Source organism: Nocardioides ungokensis (assembly GCF_013466985.1).
Classification (GTDB): Bacteria; Actinomycetota; Actinomycetes; order Propionibacteriales; family Nocardioidaceae; genus Nocardioides; species Nocardioides ungokensis.
Window position 1 is genome coordinate 4,065,009 of sequence record NZ_CP059164.1, and the last position, 22,660, is coordinate 4,087,668.

Sequence of the window (22,660 nt, forward strand, 5' to 3'; positions counted from 1 at the left end):
CCATGCGGGCCGGTCCCGCCCCGGCCATTGGTCCCGAGGGGTCCTGCCTTCGTTCCCTGACCAGCGGCCGGGCCCCTCTCCTAGCGTCGAAAAGGGGAATCCCGTTCAAGGACGAAGCAGGGTGACCGTGAGCTCAAAGCCATCACAGCCTGCCCCGGCAGGCACCGATCTCGCTGACCGCGTGACCTACGCCGCCCGATCCGGGGTCCCGGCCACCTCGGCGTCGCACGTCCCACGGCCCCGGCTCGTCGCAGCCCTGGACGGTGCCGCCTCGGCCCGGCTGGTGCTGGTCAGCGGCCCGGCCGGGTCGGGCAAGACGTCCCTGCTCGCCGAGTGGCTGCACGAGGGCGCCCCCCGCGACGACGAGCTCGGCTGGGTCACCTTCGAGGACGAGGACACCAGGCTGTGGCAGCCGCTCCTGGCCTGCCTCGCGGCCCTCGGCCTGCCCATTCCGTACGCCGCGGCGCAGCCGTCCCCGGACCTGCTCCTGGGGCGGTCCCGCCTCGAGGAGCTGGCCGCCGCTGTCGCCGCGTCGGGGCGGCGGTGGACCCTGGTGATCGACGGCTACGAGCTCCGCTCGACCGAGCTGGCCGCCGAGGTCACGTTCCTGCTCGACCACACCGACGGACGTCTCCGCCTGGTCTTCGCGGCCCGGGTCGACCCGGTGCTGCCGCTCTACCGCTTCCGGCTCGACGACAGCCTCGCCGAGGTCCGGGCCGCCGACCTGCGCTTCACCGACGTCGAGGCGGCCGACCTGTTGCAGCGCTGCGACGTACGGCTGCCGGCGGGTCTCGTCCACGACCTCGACTCCCGCCTCGGCGGCTGGGCCGCCGGGCTGCGCTTCGCCGCCCGCGCCCTGACCCGCCACGAGCACGCGGTCGACTCCGTGGCCGCGGTGGTCGCCCAGGCCGCCGACATCAACGAGTACCTCCTCGCGGAGGTCCTGCAGGTGCAGGAGCCCGAGACTCGGGACCTGCTGCTGCGGACCTGCGTGCCCGACCTCCTCCGGCCGGGGCTGGCCGAGGAGCTCGCCGGACCGGACGCCCCGCGCGCCCTCGCCGAGCTGGCCAGGTCCAACATGTTCCTCGAGCCGGTGCCGGACCGTCCCGGCTACTACCGCTACCCGCCCTTCTTCCGGGACCTGCTCCGTGCGCAGCTGGCCTTCGAGGATCCCGCCACGGCCGCCGAGCTCCACCGCCGCGCGGCCGCGTGGCTGCGCGGTCGGGACATGTCGTTCCGCTCGGTGGCGCAGCTGGCCACGGGCGGGTTGTGGTCGGACGTCGCGAGGCAGCTCGTCGACGACCTGCTCGTCCCCCGCCTGGTGCTCGGCCAGGACGAGCGTCTCCTCGAGATGGCGCGCCACATCCCCGCCGACCTCGGCGACGCCACCGCCTGCATCGTCCGCGCCGCCCTCGCGCTGGCGGCCTCGGACCCACTCACCTGCGCCGAGGAGCTCGACCGCGCCCGTTCGGCCGCGGAGCCGGCGACGGCCGCTGACGACGACGCACCGAGGGGGCTGTCCTTCGCCGTGGTCGACTCGTTGCGTGCGTGCGCCGTCGACGACCTCGACAGCGCCGCCGCCCTCGTGGAGCGAACCTCCCGAGCCTGGCCGCGGCCCGCAGCCGGGCGGCCGGGCTGGCCGGGCCCACACTCGAGGGCCTGCTCGAGGTCGCCGGAGCCATGATCGCGCTCCGCCGCGGAGACCTGCCTCAGGCCCACGCCGGATTCGCCCGGGTCGGTGAGCTGCCCGGGATGCCCGTCCGCTTCCGCGCTGCCGTGCTCGGCTACCTGGCCCTCACCGATGCGCTCGACGGCCGGCTGACCCAGGCCTGGCAGCAGGCCACCGAGGCAGTGGCGCTCGCCGACGACGGCAAGGTCCCGGCCCGGTTGCGCAACCCGGCCGCTGCCACCGCCCTGGCCCTGGTCTCGCTGGAGCGCGACGACCTGACCGCCGCCCGGCAGTACCTGACCTCGGCCCGGTCCTGCCGGGCCCTGGTCGTCGACCCGGTCTCGAGGACCGTCACGGCCGGGGTGTCGGCACACGTCGAGGCCGCGTCCGGCGAGGGCCGACCCGCCCTGGCTCATCTCGAGTCGGTCTGCGACCGTGCCGACCTCAGGGACCCCTGGCTCGCCGGCTGGCTGCGCCTCCAGGCAGCCGGCCTCGCCGTCACCCTCGGACTGCCCGACCATGCGCTGCGCGCGCTGGAGGACATCTCGGCCGAGGACGCCGCGTCCGGACAGGTCGTCGCGCCGCGGCGTACGCCGAGCAGGGCCGTCCCGTCGCCCTCGAGCGCTCCCTGACCCTGGCCCGCTCCACCGAGCGTCCGCTCCCGGACGAGGTGACCCGGTTGCTGGTCGAGGGCGTTCACCAGTCGCGCCGGCAGTCTCCCCGCCAGGCCGCCCCCCTCGTCGAGCAGGCGCTCCAGCTCGCGGCCCGCGAGGAGGCGCGTCGGCCCTTCCGCGAGGCCTCGCCGTCGGTGCTCCGGCTGCTGGCGGGGAACCCGCACCTGCTGGACCGGCACCGGTGGCTGACGAACGCCGATCCGGCGCGGCCCATGCCGACCCGGGCGCCGACTGGGGCGCCGACTGGGGCGCCGGCTCGGCCGCCTGCCTCCGCGGCGGGCCGCGCGGAGCGCCACGAGGACCCCACCGACGTGAGCCAGCTGGTGTTCGAGCCGCTGACTGCCAAGGAGCACGAGGTGCTCGACCATCTCGAGGAGCTGCTCACCACCGAGGAGATCGCCGAGAAGATGTTCGTGTCGGTCAACACCGTCCGGACCCACGTGCGCAGCATCCTGCGCAAGCTCGGGGTGAACCGCCGCAACAGCGCCATACGGCGGGCCCGCGAGCTGGGGCTCTTCGACCGCCCGCTCAACTGATCCGGACGCCGTTCATCCCTGCCGGGTGAGGCCCGAGCACAGGAGGTGCGATGTGCTGGAGAGGCACCCCCATCCACGCACGAGACCTCCCCGAGCGAGCAGATGACCGATCACACCTACGAGGTCCGCGTCACCGGACTCCTCGACGAGTCCGAGGTCCTCGAGGACCTCGGCGAGGTCGAGACGGTCGGTCACGACGTCACGACGGTCCTCTCGGGGAGGTTCGCGGACCAGGCGGCCCTGTCGGCGTTCCTGCGGCGCCTACGGGCCCAGGGTCTGGACGTGCTGGAGATCCGGCGGGTGCTGGAGACCGACGAGGACGAGGACGACTGATGGGCGCCCCGCACACTCCCCGGACCGGGCAGCGGCGCAACCGGCACGCCCGCGCGGTCAACTACGAGGTCGTCGTGCGCGGCGAGCTCGGGCCGGTGCTGAGGGCCGCGCTGCTGCCGGTGCGTGCCACGGCGACGCAGGAGCAGACGGTGCTGCGGGCCAGGCTCGCCAAGGACCGTGAGCTCGCCGACCTGGTCTCCGTGCTGCGTTCTCACGGAGTCCGGGTCGCGAGCATCACGGTCCTGGACTAGATCGGGGCCCGATCGGGCACGGCACGATCGGGCATGGAGAGGCTCGGGCCGGTCGAGGACCGGGCCCGAGCCTCGGTGGCTTCTCGCGGGTGGCCTACTCCCGCTCGGCCTTCATCTCGGCGCCGTGCACCGTCAGCGCCCAGATCACGAACACATCGATCGTGATCATGATGGCGGACCACCACGGGTAGGCGGAGAAGAACGCCAGGTTGACGACGGAGCTGACCAGCGCGACGAGGACGCCGACGATGCGCGCCCACATCTGCCCGGCGAAGAGGGCCGCGCCAGCGGCGACCATGATGATGCCGCCGATCAGGTAGGTCCAGCCCCAGGCCGTGTAGTCGACGTGCACCACCAAGTTGTTCTTGCTGACGAGGTAGTAGCCGTCGTCGAACAACGCGACCAACCCGGCGATCGCGTGGAAGGTGCCCAGCATGAGCATCATGGTCGCGGCGAAGATGATCCATCCGACCCACCCGGTCGGCTCGGGGACGTCCCTGCGGCGGGACGTTGCCCCTGCGGGCACCTGCTCGCCCTTGGCAGCTGACTGCTGCGAGGCGGCGGCGTCCGGTGTGGTGTGGGACATCACGAGCTCCTGACTCTCTCGGTCGGCACTTTGCCACTTCCAGCGTCGGTCGCAGCGCCGACGACCACCTCACCCGCAGCGGGTGAACCGTCGTCCGGCCCCGCGGAGCTCAGACCTCGAGACCCATGGAGACGATCGCGTCCGACACCGCACGGACGGTGGCCCGGTGGCTGCGGGCGTGCCGGCGGATCAGCTCGAAGGCCTCGTCGATCGAGACCTCGTGGGTGGCCGCGACGACCCCCTTCGCCTGCTCGATGACGGTTCGGGACTCCAGCGCACCCTGCAGCTGCTCGGTCAGCTGCTCCTGCTGCCGCACCTTGGACGCGTTGACCAGGCAGGCGGTGACCAGGTCGGCCAGGACGACCGCCGCCTCGAGGTCCTCCGGGGGCCAGGAGCGCCGCCCCGACCCGTAGAGACCGACCGCGCCGACCGACTGGTCCATCAGCCGCAACGGGATCCCGACGGCGGAGCCGAGCCCGCGCACCCGGGCCGCCTCGCAGTACGACGGCCACCGGTCGGCGTACTCCTCGAGGTCGGGGATCGCCAGCACCTCGCCGGTGCGGAACGCCTGCACGCACGGACCGGTCTGCTCGGCAACCTGGATCTGCTCGAGGGCGTCGACCACGTCCGGGCAGCCCGCGGTGGACTTCAGGTCGCCGGCCTCGGCGAGGGCCATGCCGGCACCGGCCAGGTCGAAGACCTCGACGAGGCGAGCCACCACGTGCTCGGGCACGGCGTCGACGTCGTGCGGCGTCAGCAGGCGGCCGCTGAGCTCCGAGACCGTGCGCAGCAAGAGCGAGTGGTCATACATGCCTCTGTCCCCTGTGGCTCCCCAAGCCCGCCGGCGCAGCCCAGTTGTCCTCCAGGCGTGGTGCGGATGCGCCGACGTCCCGACGCTACGCCACCGCCGCCTCTTCCAGCAGGTGAGACGGTTCTTTTTGCCTTCTCAGGGGTAGACGCCCGGGCTACAGTGACAGCATCACCTCCCCGGACCCCGGAGGTCTCGCCCACCTCGGACCCGGTGCGGCAGCCTTGCCTGGAGGGAGCTCGGGGATGGTCGGTCAGCGTACGACGCACGGATCCATCGAACGCCGCGACCCTCGGCAACGAGAGCGGCGCCGATGGTGACCGACAGCGCGCAGCGGCACCTCACGTCCGGTCCCCATCCCGACACCGGCCGCTCTCGGAGCACAGCAGTGCTCGACCGCGACGGAGTCGTGGTCGCCGTCAACGAGGCCTGGCAGGCGTTCTGCCGGGACAACGCCGGCGACCTCACCGGGTGCGGGCCCGGCGCGAACTACCTCGAGGTCTGCACGGCCGCCGGTGACGACCCCGTCGCCAGGCACGCCGCCTCGATGGTGCGCAAGGCGCTGCGTGGCGACCTGCAGGCCCCCGCCACGCTGCTCACGCCGTGCGCGGCGCCCGGGACGTCGGGCTGGTTCGACATGGAGGTGGCCTCGCGGCAGGCCCCCGACGGAACCTGCGACGGGGCGTCGTCAGCTTCTCCGAGCGGGTGGACCTCGGCGCCGCCCGGTCGCGCGACGTCCTGCCCTGGGCGGCCGCCCAGCCGGCCACGCCGGCCACGCCGGCCCGCCAGGCCCGGGAGGGCACCACTGTCGCCAGCTCTCGTGAGCTGCTGACCTTCCCCGACGTGCCCCGGCTCGAGCTGGAGGAGAGCATCGTCCAGCTCACCGAGCGCGCGACCGACGTGCTCCAGGCGCAGGGGCGCCTGCGCGAGCTGCTCCGCGCCAACGCGCTGGTCACCGCCGACCTGAAGCTGGAGGTCGTGCTGCGCCGGGTCGTCCACGCCGGGAGGGACCTGGTCGGAGCCCGGTACGCCGCGCTGGGCGTGCTGGGCGAGGACTGCGTGGTCGACCGCTTCGTCCGGGCCGGCAGCCCGCCCGCGCCTGTGGAGCCCCTCAGCCCACCGCCCGCCGATGCCGGCATCCTCGGACTCCTGATCGAGGAGCCCGGGCCCGTGAGGCTGCGCGAGGTCGCCATAGCGCCGTCCTCGCTCGGCTTCGCCGGCAGCCAGACCGAGGTGAGCAGCCTTCTCGCCGTCCCGATCCGGGTGCGGGGGGCGGCCTTCGGCTACTTCTACCTGGTCGAGAGCGGCCGGGGCGAGTTCAGCGACGAGGACGAGCAGCTGATCACCAGCCTGGCCCGGACCGCCGCGGTCGCCATCGAGAACGCCAAGCTCTACGAGGACTCCGAGCGTCGGCGCCGCTGGCAGTCGGTCACGACCGACGCCACCCAGTCGCTGTTCGCGGGCGACCACGACCGCCCCATGGGCGTCGTCCTGCAGGGCGCGATGGTGGGCGCCGAGGCGGACCTCGCCTCGTTCGCCGACCTCGACGAGGACGACGTCGTCGCGGAGCTCGTGGAGGGCGAGCTCGCGGAGGTGCTGGCGGGACGGCACGTCCCGATCGCCCGGAGCATCCTCCGGCCGGTGCTGGAGCAGGGCGCCCCGTTGCTGGTGGAGAACTACGGCCGGCGTGAGGACATCGACGAGATCACGGACCCGCCGATCACCTCGATGATCGCCGTCCCGCTGATGCGCGGGCAGCTGGTCGTCGGCGCGATCGTGCTCGCCCGGCTGCAGGGGCGACGGCCCTTCGACCGCACCGACGTCGAGCAGCTCGAGGCGTACGTCGGCCACGCCGGTGTCGCGCTCGAGCTGAACCAGTCCCGTGCCGACCAGGCGGCCCTGGCCGTGCTGCGCGAGCACCAGCGGATCGCGGCCGACCTGCACGACCACGTCATCCAGGAGCTGTTCGCCACCGGGATGGCCATGCAGGGCATGGTCCACCGGACCCACGACCCCGACAACCAGGCGAAGCTGGTGGAGTTCGTCGACGCGATCGACGCCACCATCCGCCGGATCCGGACCACGATCTTCCGCCTCAACCGCGCGCCGTACGGCGGGGGCAGCCTGAAGGAGCGGTTGCTCTCGGTGGTCGAGGACGCACGCCCGGCCCTCGGTTTCACCGCTCACGCCGAGTTCTCCGGCCCACTCGACCAGGCCGTCCCCGACGAGCTGGCCGACCACGTGGTCGCGGTGGCGCGCGAGGCCCTGTCCAACGCCGCGCGGCACTCCGGGGCGACCAGCGTGCGGCTGCTGGTGCAACTGTCCGGCGACACGGTGACCCTGGACGCGATCGACGACGGCCGGGGCATCGGGGAGCCGACCCGCTCCAGCGGGCTGGCCAACCTCGAGCGCCGGGCGAGGGACCACCACGGCTCCATGGAGGTCACCCAGCCGGCCAAGGGCGGCACCCACCTGCACTGGGTCGCCCGGATCGAGAGGCCGTAGGCCCGGGCTCAGTGCCGCGTCGTCTGCGCGGTCGGGTGCTCGTCCGGGTGTTCGGTCCAGCGCTCTGACTGCGTCAGCCAGTAGAGGTAGGCCAGCGCCGGCAGCACCACCACGGCCGCGAGCCCGACCGCGACGAGGAGGGCGACCAGGGTGCTGGTGGCGCCGGCGGCGTCGACGATGGTGACCTGGTCGACGAGCAGCCACGGGTACTGGCCGACTCCCCAGCCGCAGACCACGCTCGCCACGGCGACCAGCGCGGTCAGCCGGGCCACCGAGAACCGGCGGACCACCAGCAGCCACAGGGTGGCCGCGCCTGTCAGGCCGGACAGCACGATCAGCGGCGCCGCCTTGCCGGTGAGCCCTGCGCTCAGGGTCGGTGCGTCGTGCTCGAGCGGGACCAGCGCGGCGAAGACGACCAGGCCGGTCGCCACTCCCACGACCAGGGTGCGCAGCCGGAGCTGGGTGGCCAGCGCCGCGTGCCCGTTGCGGTCCGCGTCGGAGACGAGGAAGACACCCGCCAGGAAGGCGCAGGTGCCGACCGCGATGACGCCCCCGAAGACGGAGGTGGGGTTGAGCCACGAGCTCCACAGGTCGCCGCTGCCGGACGCCGGCACCCGCCCCGAGGCGATGGCGCCCGCGACGGTGCCGAGGAAGAACGGCGTGATCAGCGAGGAGGCGGCGAAGACGACCCCGAAGAGCTGCGCCTGGCCGAGCGTGGCGGCGTACTTGCGGAAGGCGAAGCTGGCGCCGCGGAGCACGATCCCGAGCAGGGCGAGCACGAGGGGCACGAACAGCGTGCTCATCGTCGCGGCGAAGGAGACGGGGAAGGCGGTCCACCAGGTGACGAGCACGAAGATCAGCCAGACGTGGTTGGCCTCCCACACCGGCCCGATGCTGTGGTCGATCAGCGTGCGCAGCTCGGCGCCGCGGGCGCTGCCGCCGGCGGTCAGGTCGAAGTAGCCGGACCCGAAGTCGGCCCCGCCGAAGAGCGCGTAGGCGAGCACGGCGACGAACATCGCGGCCGCCACCGCCACGGCCAGGCTCATCGCCCGGCTCCCTCGGGCAGCGCCGCCTCGGGGCCGTAGGGGCTCGGCAGGTCCTCCTCGCCGGCGCGCCAGCGTCGCGCCATCGAGCGGAGCACGACGTAGGCGCCGGCGGTCATGCCGGCGTAGACCAGCAGCACGGCGCTGAAGGTCCACCAGAGCCCGCCGTTGTCGCCGGCCGCGTCGACGGTGCGCAGCACGCCGTAGACCGTCCACGGCTGGCGGCCGACCTCGGTGGCGATCCAGCCCATCTCGAGGGCGATGATCGCGAGCGGGCCGGCCACCACGCAGAACCGCAGGAACCAGCGCTGCTGCGTCAGGTCCCGGCCGCGCCAGCGGGCGAGCCAGAACACCAGCACCGCCAGCGCGAGCAGGGTGCCGATGCCGACCATCGACTGGAACGCGATGTGCGTGATGTTGACCGGCGGCCGGTTGGCGACGGGGATGGTGTCCATGCCCTGCACGGGCGTGGTGAACGAGTTGCGCGCGATGATCGAGCCCAGCAGCGGGATGTCGATGGAGCCGCGGACGTGCCCGTCGATGAGCAGCCCGCCGAGCCTCAGCGGCGAGGGGCTGTCGGTGTGCTGCGCGAGCTCGAACGCCGCCAGCTTGGCGGGCTGGGTGGTGGCGACGCGGAGGCCGAGCACGTGCCCGATCAGCGGCTGGGCCAGCGCGGCGACGGTGGCGAACGTGAAGGGCACCGCGAAGCCGAGCCGGTGGTGCTCGTCGCGACGCCCGCGCAGCAGGCCCGCGGCGTACACGCCGGAGACGACGAAGCCCACCAGCATGAAGGCGCCCACCCACATGTGCGCGAACTGCAGCCACACGCCGTCGTTGAACATCGCGCGCCAGGGGTGCACGTCGGTGACGCGGCCGTCGACGATGCGGAAGCCGGTGGGGTTGTTCATCCAGGCGTTGACCGAGATGACGCAGAAGGTGCCGAAGACGCCGGCGGCGGCCATGGGCAGCAGGGTGAGCAGGTGCTGGCGCGGTGGCATCCGGCCCCAGCCGTAGAGGTAGATGCCGAGGAAGATCGCCTCGACGAAGAACGACATCCCCTCGAACGCGAACGGCAGCCCGAGCACGTCACCGAAGCGGCCCATCAGCCCCGGCCACAGCAGGCCCATCTCGAAGCTGAGCACCGTGCCGGACACCGCGCCGATCGCGAAGAGGACCGCCGAGACCTTGGCCCAGCGCTGGGCGAGGCCGAGCGCGACCGGGTCGTCCTTGACGATGCCCCGGCGGTGGACGACGAAGATCATCGTCGGGAAGGCGACCCCGAAGCAGGCCAGGATGATGTGCCAGCCCAGCGAGACCGCCATCTGCTCCCGGGCCGGCATCAACCCCGCGGGGACGTCGGTGGCGAGCAGGGTGACGAGGGTGGTCAGGGGTGCGGTGGAGGGGAGCACGGCCTCGACGGTACGTCGCGTCCGGTGCCCGCCCGAGGGGCCCGGGCGTGATCATCCAGACTTTGTGAATCTTTTCACGAGGGGTCTCGTGGTGGGTGATTTTGTTGCAGGAGTCCCCGGCTGGCCGGTGACTCCTGTGCTTGTCGGCCATTGCAGCGGCCGACAAGCACCAGTTCTGGCCGACAACCCCCGCGATCCCGGGCCGGGGAGGTCAGGCGAGCAGCCAGCGGCCGAGCAGGGTGCCGTCCTCCTCGAGGAGGGTGTGCAGGGTCAGCGGTACGTCGATCGGCGGGCCGTCGGTGATCCGCGGGTGCGTGCCCGCGACCAGCCGCGGGACGAGCGTGCAGGTCAGCTCGTCGGCGACCCCCTGGGCGACCAGGTCGCGCAGCAGGTGGGGGCCGCCCTCGCAGAGGATGTTGCCCCAGCCGCGGTCGACCAGCGTGGTGCGCAGGGCCGCGAGGTCGACCCGGTGGGAGCCGAGCACGAGCACCTGGTCGTCGCCGAGGAGCGCGCGGGCCTCGTCGAGGTGGTCGGCCTGCGCGCAGGTCGCCATCAGCACCAGGCCGGGTTCGGCGCCGCGCAGCTTCTCGGGCACCTCGGCGTGCCGGCTGACCAGGACGATCGGCGTGCTGACCGGCCCGTAGCCCTCGGTCCGCGCCGTACCTGCGCCCACGACGATGACGTCGGCGATCCGGCGCAGCGTGTCGAAGACCTTCTTGTCCGCGGCGTTGTTGATCGAGCCGCTGCGCCCCGAGTCGCCGGTGGCGGACCCGTCGACGGTGCTGACCATGTTGACGCGCAGCCACGGCGTGGCCGGCGGGGCGTAGAGCTCCGCCAGGTCGTCGTCGCCCACTAGGCCGTCGTGCGCAGCACCCATCAGGACCCGCATGTCCACCTCATCACCCAGTACTGCACCCCGAACGGGTCGTCGTCGTAGAGCGTCTCCCCGCGCCCAGGTCGGGCAGGCCGCCCAGCTCGACCAGCGGCCCGGCCGTCGCCCAGAGCTCGTCGGCCAGCCCGAGGTCGATCGCGCGCAGCGACTCCGAGCGGCCCTCGCGCAGGCTCCGGCCGAGCTCGGCGTCGAAGCCGGCCGCCCGCTGGTCGAGGTGCCCGGGCGCCTTCTCGGTCCGCTTGGCCGAGCCGTTGCCGACCACGAGGTACGACGCCGGCTCGCCGCCGTCCCGCTGCCCGAGGGCGGGCGACCCGACGGCGGCCAGCAGGTGCTCGGCGACCGGCGGCCCTGGGCGTCGGCCACGATCTCGACCGGCCCCTCCAGCCACCCCACCGCCTTCTCGCACGCGGCTCGCAGCTCGGCGACGGGGTCGCTCAGCCCGGCGTACTCCGGCAGCAGGGCCAGCACCCCCGGCACCAGCACGACCTGTGGGGTAGTCCGTGACGTTTCTGCTGTGGACAGCGCGTTTCCCACAGCAGGAACGTCACGGACTACCGAAGGCTCTTCGCTCACTGCAACCCCCGGATCGCTCGCGCCGGCAGCCGGCGGCCGGCGATGGTGTTGACCATGTCGACGACCTGCCGGGTCTCGACGACCTCGTGCACCCGGTAGATCCGGGCGCCGGCGAGGGCGCAGACCGCGGTGGCGGCGAGGGTGCCGGTGAGCCGCTCGCCGACGGGCAGGTCGAGGGTCTCGCCGACGAAGTCCTTGTTGGACAGCGACACCAGCACCGGCCAGCCGGTGTCGACCATCTCGCCGAGCCGGCGGGTCAGCTCGAGGGAGTGGAAGGTGTTCTTGCCGAAGTCGTGGGCGGGGTCGATCACCGCGCTGCGCGGGTCGACGCCCGCGGCGACGGCGCGCTCGGCGTACGCGACGGTGTCGGCGATCGCGGCGGCGACCACGTCGTCGTACTCGATCCGGTAGGGGCGGGTCCGCGGCGTCACGCCCCCGGTGTGGGTGCAGATGATCGCGGCGCCGTGGGCCGCGGCGACGTCGACGAGCTCGGGGTCGGCGCCGCCCCAGGCGTCGTTGAGCACGTCGGCCCCGGCCTCGCAGGCCGCGCGGCCGACCTCGGCGCGCCAGGTGTCGACCGAGATGACGAGGTGGGGATGGGCGTCGCGGACGCGGGCGACGAAGTCGACCACCCGGGCCTTCTCCTCGGCCGCGTCGATCTCCACGCCGGGGGCGGCCTTGATGCCGCCGATGTCGACGATCTCGGCGCCCTGCTCGACGACCGTGGCGACGCGCTCGAAGGCCTTGTCCTCGGCCCAGGTGGCGCCCTTGTCGTAGAAGGAGTCGGGGGTCCGGTTGACGATCGCCATCATCAGGGTGGCGTCGTCGGCGAACTCGTGCCGGCCCAGCTTGAGGGTCATTCGGCGAACCCCGAGGCGGGTGGGCGCTCCCCCACGGGTACGACGCGGTCCACGGGCTCGATGCCATCGCCGACGGGGTGGTACTGGCGCAGCACGACGTCGCGGTGGTCGAGGGGGTCGCGCGCGCCACGCCGCAGCTGGGCCGCGGCCACGATCTGGGTCGCCATCGCGCCGAGGTCGCGCAGCGCCTGGTGCCGGTGGGCACGCCGACCCAGGTCGACCTGCGCGATCGCGTCGAGACCGACGAGTCCGACGGTGTCGACCAGCGCGGCGAGCTCGACGGCGTACCCGGTCGGCACGTGCAGGCGCTCGAAGAGCGAGCGCCGCACCGCCCACTCCCCCGCCAGCGGCTGCACCAGCCCGGACAGCTCGGGGAAGTCGAGCGCGATCAGCGGGCGGGCGACCAGCTCGGTCACCCGGCCGCCCTCGAAGCGGGCCACGTCGTCGCCCTGCACCATCGGCCGCTCGTAGAACCCCTTGACCAGCGCAACGTCGGGGCGGGTCAGCAGCGGGCCGAGCAGGCCGGGCACGAAAGTGGGTGTCCCAGTCGACGAGGTCGGCGTCCATGAAGACCAGGACGTCGCCGGTGGTGACGAAGAGCGACTTCCACATCGCCTCGCCCTTGCCCGACACCGAGCCGAGGTCGGGGCGGATCTCGGCGGACCGGTGCACGACCGCGCCCGCGTCGGTCGCGACGGCGTACGTGTCGTCGGTCGAGTCGGAGTCGATGACCACGATCTCGTCGAGGAGCTTGACGGTGTCGACCAGCGCCTCGCGGACGCGGGTGACGACGTCGCCGACGGTGGCGGCCTCGTTGCGGGCGGGCACGACGAGGCTCACCGTCGTGGCCCCCTTGGCGGCGAGCAGGTCGTCGAGCGACCAGTCGTCCCAGTGTTGGGTGTTGGCCTCGAACCAGCTCATCGGAGCCCCCACGTCCATGTGCCGAGCGTATCGGGGCCGGGTTCGGCGCCTTCAGCGCGTGCCGTCCGGGCGTTGCCCTGGTCCGGTCCGGCGCGGCGGACCCCTCCCCAAAACCACCCGACGGTGGCAGCATGACCGGGCGACGCCGACCCGGCCGTCGCCGGACCACGGGCCACGAGCCCACACACGGAGGAGTCTCGATGCGACGTCTCGTCATCGGTCTGGCCGCACTCGCGGCCCTGGCCCTCGCCGCCCCCGCCCAGGCCATCACCAACGGCTCGGACGACGGCAACGCCCACCCCAACGTCGGTGGGCTGGTCGCCGACCACGCCTACTCCGACGGCACCTGGCTCTACTGCTCGGGCACCCTGATCAGCCCGACGTGTTCCTGACCGCCGCCCACTGCGCCGAGGGTGGGGGCGACCGGGTGCGGGTCACCTTCGACCCGGCCTACCAGGACGGCGACACGACGTACGCCGGCACCTTCCACGGCGACCCGCCTACAACCAGACGCAGAGCGACCCGCACGACATCGCCGTGGTGGTCCTCGACAAGGCGGTCAAGGGCATCACCCTGCGACCCTGCCGAAGGCCGGCTCGCTGTCCGGGCTCTCCGGCGACCAGAGGTTCACCTCGGTCGGGTACGGCGCGCACGAGGTGACCAACCAGCCCGGCGGGCACCAGTACCTCTACGACGACGTCCGGATGGTCGCGACCGGGACCCTGAACTCGATCAACCCCGCGTGGCTGCGCATCTCGATGAACCCCGCGACCGGCAACGGCGGCACCTGCTACGGCGACTCCGGCGGCCCGAACTTCCTGGGCAGCACCGGCATCGTCGCCGCCACCACGATCACCGGCGACGCGATCTGCCGGTCGACCAACGTCGACTACCGCCTCGACACGGCGTCGGCGCGGTCGTTCCTGTCGTCGTACGTCGCCCTGCCCTGATCCACCGGGGCGGCCGCGGACTCGGGCCGCGGCCGCGGCCGCGTCAGGCCGAGGCCGGGCTGACGACGAGCATGCCCTCCTTGCGGGCGACGACGAAGGCGGCGGCGATGGTGACGGCGACTCCGCCGACGGTCAGCGAGAGCATCGCCAGGTTCTTCAGCAGCACGAAGCTGACCATCGACTGCGACAGGAGCAGCCACAGGGTCACGAAGCCCTTGGCGAGGATGACGAATGCCCACATCAGGGTCAGCTGACGGAACAGCCGCCTGATCCGGGGGCGGGACGCGAGGTCGTGGGTCATCGGGTAGAAGTCGGAGGCCAGCCGGGACACGACCGGACGCGCCGTCACCAGCGAGCCCAGGAACAGCGCGCCGACCAGGGTGTCGGTGACCACCGGCTGGAAGAAGTAGACGAACGAGTTGCCCGTCATCAGCGTGAACACGGTCTTGGCCGTCATCACCGAGACGGTGAGCGCGAGCAGGCCGGACATGGGGCGGCGCGTGGCCCAGCGCCACACGGTGGCGGCGTACGTCCAGGCCAGGGCCAGCACGACGGCCACGTCGAGGCCCCAGTTCACGATGGCCGCGTAGAAGACCACGCCCGGGATGATGACGGCCACCAGCAGGCTCCCTGCGAGCCGGGTGAAGATCGAGCGCAGCGACGGGGGCTGGTGCCCTTCCGTGGCGTCGCCGTCTGTGGGCAGGGTCGCGGGGGCGAGCGTGGCAGAGCCGAGGGTCATCGTGGCCTGTCTCCGGCGGGGGCCGGGGTCGACGGTGCACCGGAAACGGCGGGGCGATCGCCCCTCGTGTGAGACCTTCTCGGTAGTCCCATTGTACGGGGAGGGCCCTACTCCCAACGAATCGGCGATGGCCCCGAACGGTCGGGACCTCGGTCATCCGTCGCCGCGACTCCCGTCCCTCACAGCCGGAACGGCGGCTCCCGGTCCAGCTCGGCGCGGGCCAGCGAGGCGAGGTGCACCTCGTCGGGTCCGTCGAAGATTCGCATCGCGCGGTGCCAGCCCCCACATGTCGGCCAGCGGGGTGTCGTCGGTGACGCCCATCCCGCCGTGCACCTGGATGGCCCGGTCGATGACCCCGGTGACGATCCGCGGCACCGCCACCTTGGCCGCGGCGACGAGGTGGCGCGCCTCCTTGTTGCCGTGCGCCGTCGATGACGTACGCCGCCTGGTGGCACAGCCCGCGGGCCTGCTGGAGCTCGATCCGCGACTCGGCGATCCGCTCGCGCAGCGCGCCCTGCTCGGCCAGCGGCTTGCCGAAGGCGACCCGCTCCTTGGCGCGCGCGACCATCATCGCCACGCCCGCTCGCCGGCCCCGAGGGCTCGCATCACGTGGTGGATCCGGCCGGGCCCGAGCCGGGCCTGGGCGCAGGCGAAACCCGCCGCCCTCCTCACCGAGCAGGTTGGTGACCGGCACCCGCACGTCCTCGAAGACGGTGACCGCGTGGCCGGGCTGGTGCTGGTGGCCGAAGACCGTGACCGAGCGCTCGACCCGCACCCCGGGGGTGTCGATCGGCACGATCACCATCGACTGCTGGCGGTGCCGGGCGGCCTCGGGGTCGGTCTTGCCCATGAAGATCAGGACCCTGCAGCGCGGGTCGGAGGCGCCGGAGGTGAACCACTTGCGCCCGTTGAGGACCCACTCGTCCCCGTCGCCACGATCGAGCTCTCGATGTTGGTGGCGTCCGAGCTCGCCACCGCGGGCTCGGTCATCGCGAAGCCGGAGCGGATCTCCCCGTCGAGCAGCGGCCGCAGCCAGCGCTCCTTCTGCTCGTCGGTGCCGAACAGGTGCAGCAGCTCCATGTTGCCGGTGTCGGGTGCCTGGCAGTTGAGGGCCTCCGGGGCGAGCTCGTTGCTCCAGCCGGTGAGCTCGGCGAGGGTGGCGTACTCCAGCTGGGTCAGGCCCGACTCGCTGGGCAGGAAGAGGTTCCACAGCCCCGCTCGCGGGCCTTCACCTTCAGCTCCTCGACCACGGGCGGGACGGTGTGGTCGTCGTGGCCGCGCTCGGCGCGGAAGGAGTGGTACGCCGCCTCCGCGGGAAAGACGTGCGTCTGCAGGAACTCCGACAGCCGGGCGTGCAGCTCGACGGCCCGGTCCGACGGGGCGGGGAAGGCGGGGTAGATGTCCATGCTCAGACGTCCGTGACCCGCAGGCCGGAGTGGGCCTTGTAGCGGCGGTTGATGCTGATCAGGTTGGCGGTGAGCGCCTCGATCTGGTGGGCGTTGCGCAACCGGCCGGCGTACACGCCGCGGACGCCGGGGATCGTCTCGGCGAGCGCCTGGACCAGGTCGGTGGCCTCGCGGGCCTCACCGAGGACGAGCACGTCGGTGTCGACGCTGTCGACCTCGGCGTCGTCGAGCAGGACCGCGCTCACGTTGTGGAACGCGCCGATCACGGTGCTGTCCGGGAGCAGTGCCGCGGCCTGCTGGGCCGCCGAGCCCTCCTCGACCTGGAGCGCGTAGGCACCCTGCTTGTCGAAGCCGAGCGGGTTCACGCAGTCGACGACGACCTTGCCGGCGAGCTCGCCGCTCAGCGACTTCAGCAGCTCGCCGTGGCCGTCCCACGGCACCGCGACGACCACGATGTCACCGGCCTCCGCGGCCCCGGCGTTGTCGGCCCCGGTCACCGTGCCGCCGGTGGCCCCGGCGAGCTCCCGGGCCGTGTCGCCGGCGCGCTCGGCGCTGCGGCTGCCGATCACGACCGGCAGTCCGGCGGCGGCGAACCTGCGGGCCAGCCCGCGGCCCTGGGGTCCGGTGCCGCCGAGGACGGCGACGGTCCGGCCGGCGAGGGTGTCGGGCAGGGTCACGATGTGCTCCTAGGGGCTCGGGGGTCCGGCCTGCTCAGGCTAGTGGGGCCGCGGGCAGGGTCGATCCGCTGGTTGAGGTGCGAGCGCGACCCGCTGGTTGAGGTGCGAGCGTCAGCGAGCCTCGAAACCCGGCGAGACCGACCGCCGCGTCCACGTCAGGCGCGCAGCAGCTTCCCGATCCGGGCGATCACGTCGTCGACGGCATCCGCCGCAGCAGGGCTCCACGGCCCCATCTCCATGAACCCGTGGATCAGGCCGGGGTAGGTGACCTGGTCGACGGACACACCCGCGGCCTCGAGCTCGGCGGCGTACGCGTTGCCCTCGTCGCGCAGCGGGTCGAACTCCGCGGTCACCACCAGGGCCGGGGCCACGCCGGACAGGTCGCCGAGCAGGGGCGAGAGCCGCGGGTCGGCGGGGTCGAGGTCGGCCACGCCGCCGACGTACTGCTGGAGGAACCACGTCATCGTGGGCGTGTCGAGGAAGTAGCCCTCGGCGTTCTCCTCGCGGGAGGGGTAGTCGCCGAACTTGTCCACCGCCGGGTAGAGCAGCACCTGCGCCTGCACCAGGTCCGGCAGCGTCTGGGCGACGACCGCGGAGAGGTTGCCGCCGGCGCTGTCGCCGCCGACCGCGAGCCGGGTGCCGTGCAGGTGCTCGGCCGCCCAGCGGGTCGCGGCGATCGCGTCCTCGACCCCGGCGGGGAACGGGTGCTCGGGCGCCAGCCGGTAGTCGATCGCCAGCACCGTGGTCTCCGCGCCGGCGCAGATCCGGCGGCAGGTGGGATCGTGGGTGTCGAGGTCGCCGAGGACGTAGCCGCCGCCGTGGAAGAACACCAGCGTCGGTGTCTCCCCCGCCCCCTCGGGTCGGTACAGCCGCGCCGGCCGCCCCGCCACCGTCAGCTCCTCCACCGAGCCGACCGGTACGACGTCCTCGGGCTTGACGAAGTCCACGGTCAGGGTCCGGAACGCCGCCCGCGCCTCCTCCGGCGTCCCCTCGTGCATCTTCTTCTCGGCCGCGTTCACGACGTCGAGCAGGGTCTGGATCTGTGCGTCGACTGGCATGCGCCGAACCTACCGATCGGTACGAAGGGCAGTTGGCCGGTCCGTCCGCTGGACTCACACGGGCACGGGGGTCGGCGGTGCCGAGCTGCCCCCGGTTCGTGCCTGTGGACAACGAACGACTCTCTCGCGCGGCCCGGGAAGAACGCTCTCATGACCAAAGAGCCCAACACCCTGGATGCAGTTGAAGCCCTGACCCGCCTTGGCGGGATCGCCGCCTCCGGCGAGTGCTGGCCCTGACCAGCAGGCGCCGGTTGAACGCAGCAGTGGAAGCCGACGAGGTGATCAAGCTGGGGCGAGCGCGGTTCGCGCTCCCGACAGCCGATGCCGCACGTTCGGCGGCGACCCGGCTGGGTGGTGTCATCTCCCACCTGAGTGCCGCCCAGCACTGGCAGTGGAAGGTGAAGCTGCCGCCGACCCGACCCGCGGTCACCGTCCCTCGTCGACGTCACGGTCTCGACACCGACGGTGTCGAGGTGCACTGGGCGGACCTCCCACCCACGGTGGTCGTGGACGGGGTCACCTCGCCGGAGCGGACGGTGGTCGACTGCGCTCGCGCGTACCCGCTGGGACGTCGCCCTCGCGGTGGCGGACTCGGCGTTGCGCTCCGGCCTGGACCCCGTCGAGCTGAGGCAGGCAGCCCTGCGCTCACCCCGCACCGGCCGTACGAAGGCGCTCCTCGTCGTCGACGCGGCCGACCCCCGCGCGGCGAACCCGTTCGAGTCGGCACTGCGAGCGATCGCGCTCGACGTACCGGGACTCCACGTCGAGCCGCAGCAGTGGGTCGGGGACATCGGCCGTGCCGACCTGATGGACCGGCGCCTGCGGCTGGTCATCGAGGCGGAGTCCTTCGAGTTCCACGCCGACAGTGACTCCTTCGGCCGCGACGTACGCCGCTACACCGGCTTCGCGAGGGCGGGCTGGACGGTCGTCCGGTTCACCTGGAAGGAGGTGATGTTCGACCCCGCCTATGTGCGCGCCGTACTCATGGACCTGGTCGCGCTCGGCCCGCGAAGCTGCGCACCCCTGGCGGCGTGAGCGGAACTGAGGGCAGTTCAGTCCGGTTGCGCGCAGTCCCCGCTCGAGTGAGCAGCTTCAGGAGCGAACTGCCCTCGGTTCGGCGCGGACGGCACGCCGATCAGCCCAGGTAGTGACGCACTCCGGAGGCGAGGGCGCGCGCGTAGGTGGCGCGGCCGGTGGTGGTGGTCATCCGGTGGGCGTCGGGAGTCGCGCATGTTGCCGAGCTCGACCATCACGGTCGGGACGTCGGAGAGGTTGAGGGTGCCGAGGTCGGAGCGGAAGTCCAGCCCGTCGCCGCCGGCGATGTAGTTGGCGACCGCACCCCCGCACCGCGCAGGGCGGCACGCTCGCGCAGGCCAGCCGGCGGGAGGTCTTGTAGATGTCGTGGGTCCACGGCTTGCGGTCGGTGGGGGCTATGACGTGGAAGCCGTGCGCGCCGGAGGTGTAGCTGCCGTCGCCGTGGATGCTGACCTTCAGGTCGGCGTTGGCCTGGTTGCCGGCCCGGCCACGGACGTCGACGCAGGGGCCCCAGCGGTCCTGGCGGGTTGCTGGTGCGGGTGAGGATCACCGGGCGCCGAGGTCGTGCAGCCGGGTGCGCAGCAGCCGCGACACCTTCCAGGCCATGGTCGCCTCGGGGAAGCCGCCGCTGGTGGCGGTGCCGGTGGTGTTGCACGGCTTCTTGAACCGCCGGCCGGCACCATCCGTTGATCTTGCGCGGGTAGTTGTGGTTGCCGAGCTGGTGGCCGGGGTCGATCACGATGGTGCGCCCGGCCAGCGGGCCGGCCGCGGCCCGGGCGCCGTCGGCGGTTCGGTCCATCGACCGGCTGACCGGTGGCGCGCCCCGGCCGGCGTACGACCGGCGGTCAGGTCGACCTCACCCGGGTTTCGTCTCCGCGACCAGACCGTCTCGCCGACCACGCCGGCGATCAGCAGGACGAGGGCGAGCAGGGTCGCCGTCGTGCGCCTGCTCATTCGTACCCCAGGATCTCCTGGCGCTTCTCGCCCCAGGCGAGCGCCGAGGCGATCGCCTCGTCGAGCGAGAGCTGGGTGTGCCAGTCCAGCAGCCGCGCGGACTTGTCGACGTTGGCGTAGGCCCCCACCGCATCACCCGGACGCGGCGGCGCCTCGGTGACCGGCACCTCCTGGCCGAAGACCCGCTGGAAGGAGTCGATCAGCTCGCGCACGGTCACACCGTCGCCGGTGCCGATGTTGATGACGGTGCTGGGGGCGTCGGCGGCCGCGAGCACGTCGTCGAACTTCTCGACCGCGCGCACGTGCGCCCGCGCGAGGTCCCACACGTGGATGTAGTCGCGGATGCCCGTCCCGTCGCGGGTCGGGTGCTCGGTGCCGGTGATCGTGAAGGAGTCCTTGATGCCGCGCGCGGCCATCACCAGCTGGCCCAGGACGTGCGAGGGCTCCTTGGCGTAGATCCCGGACTCCAGGTCCGGGTCGGAGCCGATCGGGTTGAAGTAGCGCAGGATGATCGCGCGCAGGCCGGTGGCCACGGCCATGTCCTCGAGGACCTGCTCCATCATCCGCTTGGTGCGCGCGTACGGCGAGCCGGGCGCGAGCGCGTCCTCCTCGGTGACCTCGAAGTCGTCCTTGGTCGCGTAGAGCGACGCCGAGGAGGAGAAGAGCACCCGGGGCTTGCCGAGCGCGACGAGCTCGTCGAAGAGCTCCAGCGACTTCGCGACGTTGTCGCGGTAGTACTCGTAGGGCTTCTCCACCGACTCGGGCACGACGATCCGCGCGGCCATGTGGATGGTGGCGTCGATGTCGGGGTGCTCCGCGACGATCCGGCGCAGCAGCTCACGGTCGGCGATGTCGCCCTCGTAGAAGATCCGGTCCTTGACGAAGGCGAGCGGCCCGGTGAGCAGCGAATCGAGATCACCGGGGTGTGGCCGGCCTGCTCGAGAGCCTTGGCCGTGGTCGAACCGATGTAGCCGGCGCCGCCGGTGACGAGAACCTTCATGCGGGCCACCATAACGTCGCCACGGACCGGAGGTTTAACCCCGGCCGGGCGGGGCAGATGAGACCCGTCTGTCGGATCTCGGGGCGATCGGAGTGTTGTGGTCAAGCGCGTCATACCCAATTTCGGGGGTTCTGCACATTCGCCGCTGGCGAGGCGCGGGCGCTCCGGCCATCGTGGGGGATGCACGAGTGGCGGTTCGAGACCGCGGGACACGACGGTGGAGTGGAGTCGCTCTCCACGCCGTTCGAGGACTGGTGCGCGGAGCGCAACGTCCACCCCGAGACGCTCGGCGCCTGGGAGTGCTTCGAGGCCGCCCAGTCGGCCGCCCGTCACGACGAGCTCGCCGGCGCCTGAGGGAGCCCAGGCGCCGCTCGCGGGGCCTACGTCAGGAGCGGACGGCGTCCGACTCGTCGATGAGTCGCGGGTCGGGGACCTCGGCGGCGTCGGCCCTGTCGGCGGCGTCGGGCAGCTCGGCCATGACGGTGAGGTCGTGCGTCGAGCGGGGGTCGATCCACACCCGGGTCGCACCGACACGGTGCAGGGCGTCCTCGATCGAGGTGAGCAGCTGGTCCACCACGTCGGCACCGATCGGGGAGTGCAGCGTGAGGATCTTGCGGTCTGCGGCACTGAGCTCGCCTTCCGGTTCAAGCGGCGGGGGGTCCTACATGTGGAGCAACGAGCACGAGCCGGCGAGGTCACCCCCACGGGTGAGGCGAGACGCTGGTCCCGAGATCGGAAGGCAAGAAGGTTAACTCGCCGGTATGTCGAACGGGTAAATGGGGCCGAACTTCGGTCCGGCGTGCTATCCGGGACGCCGGCCACCGACGGGGCTGGGTCGGACAGCTCGGCCATCACGCGAGGTCGGGCCCCCAGTGGGCGTCGATCCAGACCCGACCGGCGCCGACGCGGTGCAGCGCGGACTCCACAGAGGTGAGCAGGTCGTCGAGGACCTGGGGGGCACGGGTGAGTGGACGTGAGGATGCGGCGGGGTTCGGGCACCGGCCTACCTTTTCGCGTCGTCGGGGGATGACGGTGCCCGGGAGAGCGGGGGCGACCGTCGTGCGGCGGTCCTGCTTCTAGAACGTCCAGCTCGCGTCCCCGTCTTGCTGCCCGAGATGCTAGCGGCGCCGAACCGGCCGTCAAGGGATCCGCAGACATTTCCCGACGTGTCGCCGATCCCGATGCACGGTCTAGTCGGGCTGCAGTCGGGGAGCCGCCGGCCCGATGCTTCCGACGACCTCGGGATCCGTCAGCCCCCGCGGACGTCGAGAAGAGGGGTGTGGACGATGAGCAACTTCGGACGAGGCGGCACCGACTGTCTCCTCTACCCCGACGAGCCGCCGCGCCCCGGGCTCACCACGTCGTTCGAGGACTGGTGCGAGCGCCAGGGCGTCCACCCGGAGGATCCGGAGGCCTGGGAGCGCTTCGAGCGCGCGTCCACGACGCCGACACCGCCGGCGCCGGGCCCGGTCGCGGGGTGCCTGACCGCTCAGGCAGGTACGCGCGCAGCGCGCGCCCCACGGCCACCGCGAGCGGCAGGGACAGCCCACCACGCGGCGACCCCGAGGGCGATCCAGATCCACAACATGGTTAGACTGTGCCGCCCGCCCGGTCACGGGCGATGCACACGCGGACCACGCGACAGTAAAGAAATCACCACATTTCCAGCCCGCCCCACGACTCGATCGAGCCGTGAACGGGCTGAGGAATCCGGCATCACCGCCGGATTGGGGGCGTCTCACGTGTCGACCGCGTAACGAAAACATGTCGCAGTTGGTTGA

General features: G+C 72.4%; 28 protein-coding genes and 3 pseudogenes. 11 read left to right on the forward strand and 20 right to left on the reverse strand.

All coding sequences use genetic code 11. The features are described 5' to 3' along the window. Window positions 1-181: 181 nt before the first annotated feature. The 5 genes from H0S67_RS20120 to H0S67_RS20140 all read left to right on the forward strand — a co-directional run bounded on the left by H0S67_RS20120 (window position 182) and on the right by H0S67_RS20140 (window position 3,463). Window positions 182-1,684, forward strand: a complete 1,503-nt coding sequence (locus tag H0S67_RS20120) for a winged helix-turn-helix domain-containing protein (RefSeq protein WP_180934479.1) — start codon at window positions 182-184, stop codon at window positions 1,682-1,684. Further along, on the forward strand, window positions 1,681-2,301 hold the full coding sequence (locus H0S67_RS20125; protein ID WP_180934480.1) for a hypothetical protein: 621 nt from the start codon (window positions 1,681-1,683) through the stop codon (window positions 2,299-2,301). The genes H0S67_RS20120 and H0S67_RS20125 overlap by 4 nt, the downstream gene beginning before the upstream one ends. 38 nt (window positions 2,302-2,339) lie before the next feature. Then, a complete protein-coding gene (locus H0S67_RS20130) occupies window positions 2,340-2,879 on the forward strand; it encodes a helix-turn-helix transcriptional regulator (protein ID WP_180934481.1) in 540 nt (179 codons plus the stop codon). Between the two features lie 102 nt (window positions 2,880-2,981). Next, a complete protein-coding gene (locus H0S67_RS20135; protein WP_180934482.1) occupies window positions 2,982-3,212 on the forward strand; it encodes a hypothetical protein in 231 nt (76 codons plus the stop codon). Next, window positions 3,212-3,463 carry a hypothetical protein gene (locus tag H0S67_RS20140; RefSeq protein ID WP_180934483.1) on the forward strand — a complete coding sequence of 84 codons (252 nt, stop codon included), beginning with the start codon at window positions 3,212-3,214 and terminating at the stop codon, window positions 3,461-3,463. The genes H0S67_RS20135 and H0S67_RS20140 overlap by 1 nt, the downstream gene beginning before the upstream one ends. Window positions 3,464-3,557: 94 nt before the next feature. On the opposite strand, the gene H0S67_RS20145 is transcribed toward H0S67_RS20140, so the two are convergent. Beyond that, entirely contained in the window at window positions 3,558-4,049 is a 492-nt protein-coding gene (locus tag H0S67_RS20145) for a DUF7144 family membrane protein (protein ID WP_219635361.1), read from the reverse strand. A 109-nt stretch (window positions 4,050-4,158) separates the two neighbouring features. Further along, window positions 4,159-4,860, reverse strand: coding sequence for a GAF and ANTAR domain-containing protein (locus tag H0S67_RS20150; RefSeq protein WP_180934484.1), 702 nt, complete (start codon window positions 4,858-4,860; stop codon window positions 4,159-4,161). Between the two features lie 310 nt (window positions 4,861-5,170). Between H0S67_RS20150 and H0S67_RS26005 the strand changes: the two genes are divergently transcribed. Both H0S67_RS26005 and H0S67_RS20155 read left to right on the forward strand, forming a co-directional pair. Then, on the forward strand, window positions 5,171-5,689 hold the full coding sequence (locus H0S67_RS26005; RefSeq protein WP_246354912.1) for a PAS domain-containing protein: 519 nt from the start codon (window positions 5,171-5,173) through the stop codon (window positions 5,687-5,689). A 146-nt stretch (window positions 5,690-5,835) separates the two neighbouring features. Next, window positions 5,836-7,362, forward strand: a complete 1,527-nt coding sequence (locus tag H0S67_RS20155; protein ID WP_246355416.1) for a sensor histidine kinase — start codon at window positions 5,836-5,838, stop codon at window positions 7,360-7,362. 8 nt (window positions 7,363-7,370) lie between these two features. Here the strand turns inward: H0S67_RS20155 and H0S67_RS20160 are convergent, their stop codons facing one another. The 7 genes and pseudogenes from H0S67_RS20160 to H0S67_RS26015 all read right to left on the reverse strand — a co-directional run. Further along, a complete protein-coding gene (locus H0S67_RS20160; RefSeq protein WP_180934486.1) occupies window positions 7,371-8,408 on the reverse strand; it encodes a cytochrome d ubiquinol oxidase subunit II in 1,038 nt (345 codons plus the stop codon). After that, window positions 8,405-9,814, reverse strand: coding sequence for a cytochrome ubiquinol oxidase subunit I (locus tag H0S67_RS20165; RefSeq protein WP_246354913.1), 1,410 nt, complete (start codon window positions 9,812-9,814; stop codon window positions 8,405-8,407). The genes H0S67_RS20160 and H0S67_RS20165 overlap by 4 nt, the downstream gene beginning before the upstream one ends. A gap of 211 nt (window positions 9,815-10,025) precedes the next feature. Further along, window positions 10,026-10,703 carry a dihydrofolate reductase family protein gene (locus tag H0S67_RS20170; RefSeq protein WP_180934487.1) on the reverse strand — a complete coding sequence of 226 codons (678 nt, stop codon included), beginning with the start codon at window positions 10,701-10,703 and terminating at the stop codon, window positions 10,026-10,028. 10 nt (window positions 10,704-10,713) lie between these two features. Continuing rightward, the gene (locus tag H0S67_RS20175; RefSeq protein WP_246354914.1) at window positions 10,714-11,094 is read right to left on the reverse strand and encodes a class III extradiol ring-cleavage dioxygenase family protein; all 381 of its coding nucleotides are present in this window, start codon (window positions 11,092-11,094) and stop codon (window positions 10,714-10,716) included. Window positions 11,095-11,275: 181 nt separating this feature from the next. Further along, complete coding sequence (gene folP / locus H0S67_RS20180; protein ID WP_180934488.1) at window positions 11,276-12,139, reverse strand: dihydropteroate synthase; 864 nt, start codon at window positions 12,137-12,139, stop codon at window positions 11,276-11,278. Next, window positions 12,136-12,669: a glycosyltransferase family protein gene (locus tag H0S67_RS26010; protein ID WP_246355451.1), complete on the reverse strand. Its 534-nt coding sequence runs from the start codon at window positions 12,667-12,669 to the stop codon at window positions 12,136-12,138. Before H0S67_RS26010 ends, folP begins: the two co-directional genes overlap by 4 nt. 79 nt (window positions 12,670-12,748) lie before the next feature. Then, window positions 12,749-13,078, reverse strand: a pseudogene (locus tag H0S67_RS26015) (glycosyltransferase); the annotation flags it as partial. Between the two features lie 182 nt (window positions 13,079-13,260). Here H0S67_RS26015 and H0S67_RS23925 point away from each other — a divergent pair. Both H0S67_RS23925 and H0S67_RS23930 read left to right on the forward strand, forming a co-directional pair. After that, a complete protein-coding gene (locus tag H0S67_RS23925) occupies window positions 13,261-13,452 on the forward strand; it encodes a hypothetical protein (protein ID WP_219635362.1) in 192 nt (63 codons plus the stop codon). Between the two features lie 264 nt (window positions 13,453-13,716). Next, window positions 13,717-14,010: a hypothetical protein gene (locus tag H0S67_RS23930; protein WP_219635363.1), complete on the forward strand. Its 294-nt coding sequence runs from the start codon at window positions 13,717-13,719 to the stop codon at window positions 14,008-14,010. 43 nt (window positions 14,011-14,053) lie between these two features. Here H0S67_RS23930 and H0S67_RS20195 read toward each other — a convergent pair whose 3' ends face one another. From H0S67_RS20195 to H0S67_RS20210, 7 genes and pseudogenes are all read right to left on the reverse strand, one after another. Then, complete coding sequence (locus tag H0S67_RS20195; RefSeq protein WP_180934489.1) at window positions 14,054-14,749, reverse strand: VC0807 family protein; 696 nt, start codon at window positions 14,747-14,749, stop codon at window positions 14,054-14,056. A gap of 153 nt (window positions 14,750-14,902) precedes the next feature. Beyond that, window positions 14,903-15,130 carry a hypothetical protein gene (locus H0S67_RS26020; RefSeq protein ID WP_246354915.1) on the reverse strand — a complete coding sequence of 76 codons (228 nt, stop codon included), beginning with the start codon at window positions 15,128-15,130 and terminating at the stop codon, window positions 14,903-14,905. A 91-nt stretch (window positions 15,131-15,221) separates the two neighbouring features. Beyond that, window positions 15,222-15,626: pseudogene (locus H0S67_RS26025) on the reverse strand (acyl-CoA dehydrogenase); the annotation flags it as partial. Beyond that, complete coding sequence (locus H0S67_RS26030; RefSeq protein WP_343050517.1) at window positions 15,605-15,961, reverse strand: acyl-CoA dehydrogenase family protein; 357 nt, start codon at window positions 15,959-15,961, stop codon at window positions 15,605-15,607. The gene H0S67_RS26030 and the pseudogene H0S67_RS26025, both read right to left, overlap by 22 nt. Then, complete coding sequence (locus H0S67_RS26035) at window positions 15,925-16,155, reverse strand: hypothetical protein (RefSeq protein ID WP_246354916.1); 231 nt, start codon at window positions 16,153-16,155, stop codon at window positions 15,925-15,927. Before H0S67_RS26035 ends, H0S67_RS26030 begins: the two co-directional genes overlap by 37 nt. A 2-nt stretch (window positions 16,156-16,157) precedes the next feature. Further along, window positions 16,158-16,832, reverse strand: a complete 675-nt coding sequence (gene npdG, locus H0S67_RS20205; RefSeq protein ID WP_246354917.1) for an NADPH-dependent F420 reductase — start codon at window positions 16,830-16,832, stop codon at window positions 16,158-16,160. Between the two features lie 155 nt (window positions 16,833-16,987). Then, window positions 16,988-17,890, reverse strand: coding sequence for an alpha/beta hydrolase (locus H0S67_RS20210; RefSeq protein ID WP_180934490.1), 903 nt, complete (start codon window positions 17,888-17,890; stop codon window positions 16,988-16,990). A 597-nt stretch (window positions 17,891-18,487) separates the two neighbouring features. Between H0S67_RS20210 and H0S67_RS20215 the strand changes: the two genes are divergently transcribed. Beyond that, on the forward strand, window positions 18,488-18,925 hold the full coding sequence (locus H0S67_RS20215) for an endonuclease domain-containing protein (protein WP_180934491.1): 438 nt from the start codon (window positions 18,488-18,490) through the stop codon (window positions 18,923-18,925). Between the two features lie 735 nt (window positions 18,926-19,660). Here the strand turns inward: H0S67_RS20215 and H0S67_RS20225 are convergent. From H0S67_RS20225 to H0S67_RS27600, 3 genes and pseudogenes are all read right to left on the reverse strand, one after another. Then, window positions 19,661-19,879, reverse strand: a complete 219-nt coding sequence (locus H0S67_RS20225) for a hypothetical protein (RefSeq protein ID WP_180934492.1) — start codon at window positions 19,877-19,879, stop codon at window positions 19,661-19,663. Next, a complete protein-coding gene (galE, locus tag H0S67_RS20230) occupies window positions 19,876-20,784 on the reverse strand; it encodes a UDP-glucose 4-epimerase GalE (RefSeq protein ID WP_343050518.1) in 909 nt (302 codons plus the stop codon). Before galE ends, H0S67_RS20225 begins: the two co-directional genes overlap by 4 nt. 29 nt (window positions 20,785-20,813) lie before the next feature. Beyond that, window positions 20,814-20,993 (reverse strand): annotated as a pseudogene (locus tag H0S67_RS27600) (hypothetical protein); the annotation flags it as partial. 66 nt (window positions 20,994-21,059) lie between these two features. Between H0S67_RS27600 and H0S67_RS20235 the strand changes: the two are divergent. Further along, on the forward strand, window positions 21,060-21,233 hold the full coding sequence (locus tag H0S67_RS20235; protein ID WP_180934493.1) for a hypothetical protein: 174 nt from the start codon (window positions 21,060-21,062) through the stop codon (window positions 21,231-21,233). A gap of 31 nt (window positions 21,234-21,264) precedes the next feature. On the opposite strand, the gene H0S67_RS20240 is transcribed toward H0S67_RS20235, so the two are convergent. Next, entirely contained in the window at window positions 21,265-21,456 is a 192-nt protein-coding gene (locus tag H0S67_RS20240; RefSeq protein ID WP_180934494.1) for a hypothetical protein, read from the reverse strand. Between the last annotated feature and the right edge of the window lie 1,204 nt (window positions 21,457-22,660).

Bases quoted from the DNA above. Each gene is read 5' to 3' on its own strand.
- H0S67_RS20125 (WP_180934480.1), top strand. From the start codon at position 1,681: ATGATCGCGCTCCGCCGCGGAGACCTGCCTCAGGCCCACGCCGGATTC.
- H0S67_RS20135 (WP_180934482.1), top strand. From the start codon at position 2,982: ATGACCGATCACACCTACGAGGTCCGCGTCACCGGACTCCTCGACGAG.
- H0S67_RS20140 (WP_180934483.1), top strand. From the start codon at position 3,212: ATGGGCGCCCCGCACACTCCCCGGACCGGGCAGCGGCGCAACCGGCAC.
- H0S67_RS20145 (WP_219635361.1), bottom strand. From the start codon at position 4,049: ATGTCCCACACCACACCGGACGCCGCCGCCTCGCAGCAGTCAGCTGCC.
- H0S67_RS20150 (WP_180934484.1), bottom strand. From the start codon at position 4,860: ATGTATGACCACTCGCTCTTGCTGCGCACGGTCTCGGAGCTCAGCGGC.
- H0S67_RS26005 (WP_246354912.1), top strand. From the start codon at position 5,171: ATGGTGACCGACAGCGCGCAGCGGCACCTCACGTCCGGTCCCCATCCC.
- H0S67_RS20160 (WP_180934486.1), bottom strand. From the start codon at position 8,408: ATGAGCCTGGCCGTGGCGGTGGCGGCCGCGATGTTCGTCGCCGTGCTC.
- H0S67_RS20170 (WP_180934487.1), bottom strand. From the start codon at position 10,703: ATGCGGGTCCTGATGGGTGCTGCGCACGACGGCCTAGTGGGCGACGAC.
- folP (WP_180934488.1), bottom strand. From the start codon at position 12,139: ATGACCCTCAAGCTGGGCCGGCACGAGTTCGCCGACGACGCCACCCTG.
- H0S67_RS23925 (WP_219635362.1), top strand. From the start codon at position 13,261: ATGCGACGTCTCGTCATCGGTCTGGCCGCACTCGCGGCCCTGGCCCTC.
- H0S67_RS20195 (WP_180934489.1), bottom strand. From the start codon at position 14,749: ATGACCCTCGGCTCTGCCACGCTCGCCCCCGCGACCCTGCCCACAGAC.
- H0S67_RS26035 (WP_246354916.1), bottom strand. From the start codon at position 16,155: ATGGACATCTACCCCGCCTTCCCCGCCCCGTCGGACCGGGCCGTCGAG.
- H0S67_RS20210 (WP_180934490.1), bottom strand. From the start codon at position 17,890: ATGCCAGTCGACGCACAGATCCAGACCCTGCTCGACGTCGTGAACGCG.
- H0S67_RS20225 (WP_180934492.1), bottom strand. From the start codon at position 19,879: ATGAGCAGGCGCACGACGGCGACCCTGCTCGCCCTCGTCCTGCTGATC.
- H0S67_RS20235 (WP_180934493.1), top strand. From the start codon at position 21,060: ATGCACGAGTGGCGGTTCGAGACCGCGGGACACGACGGTGGAGTGGAG.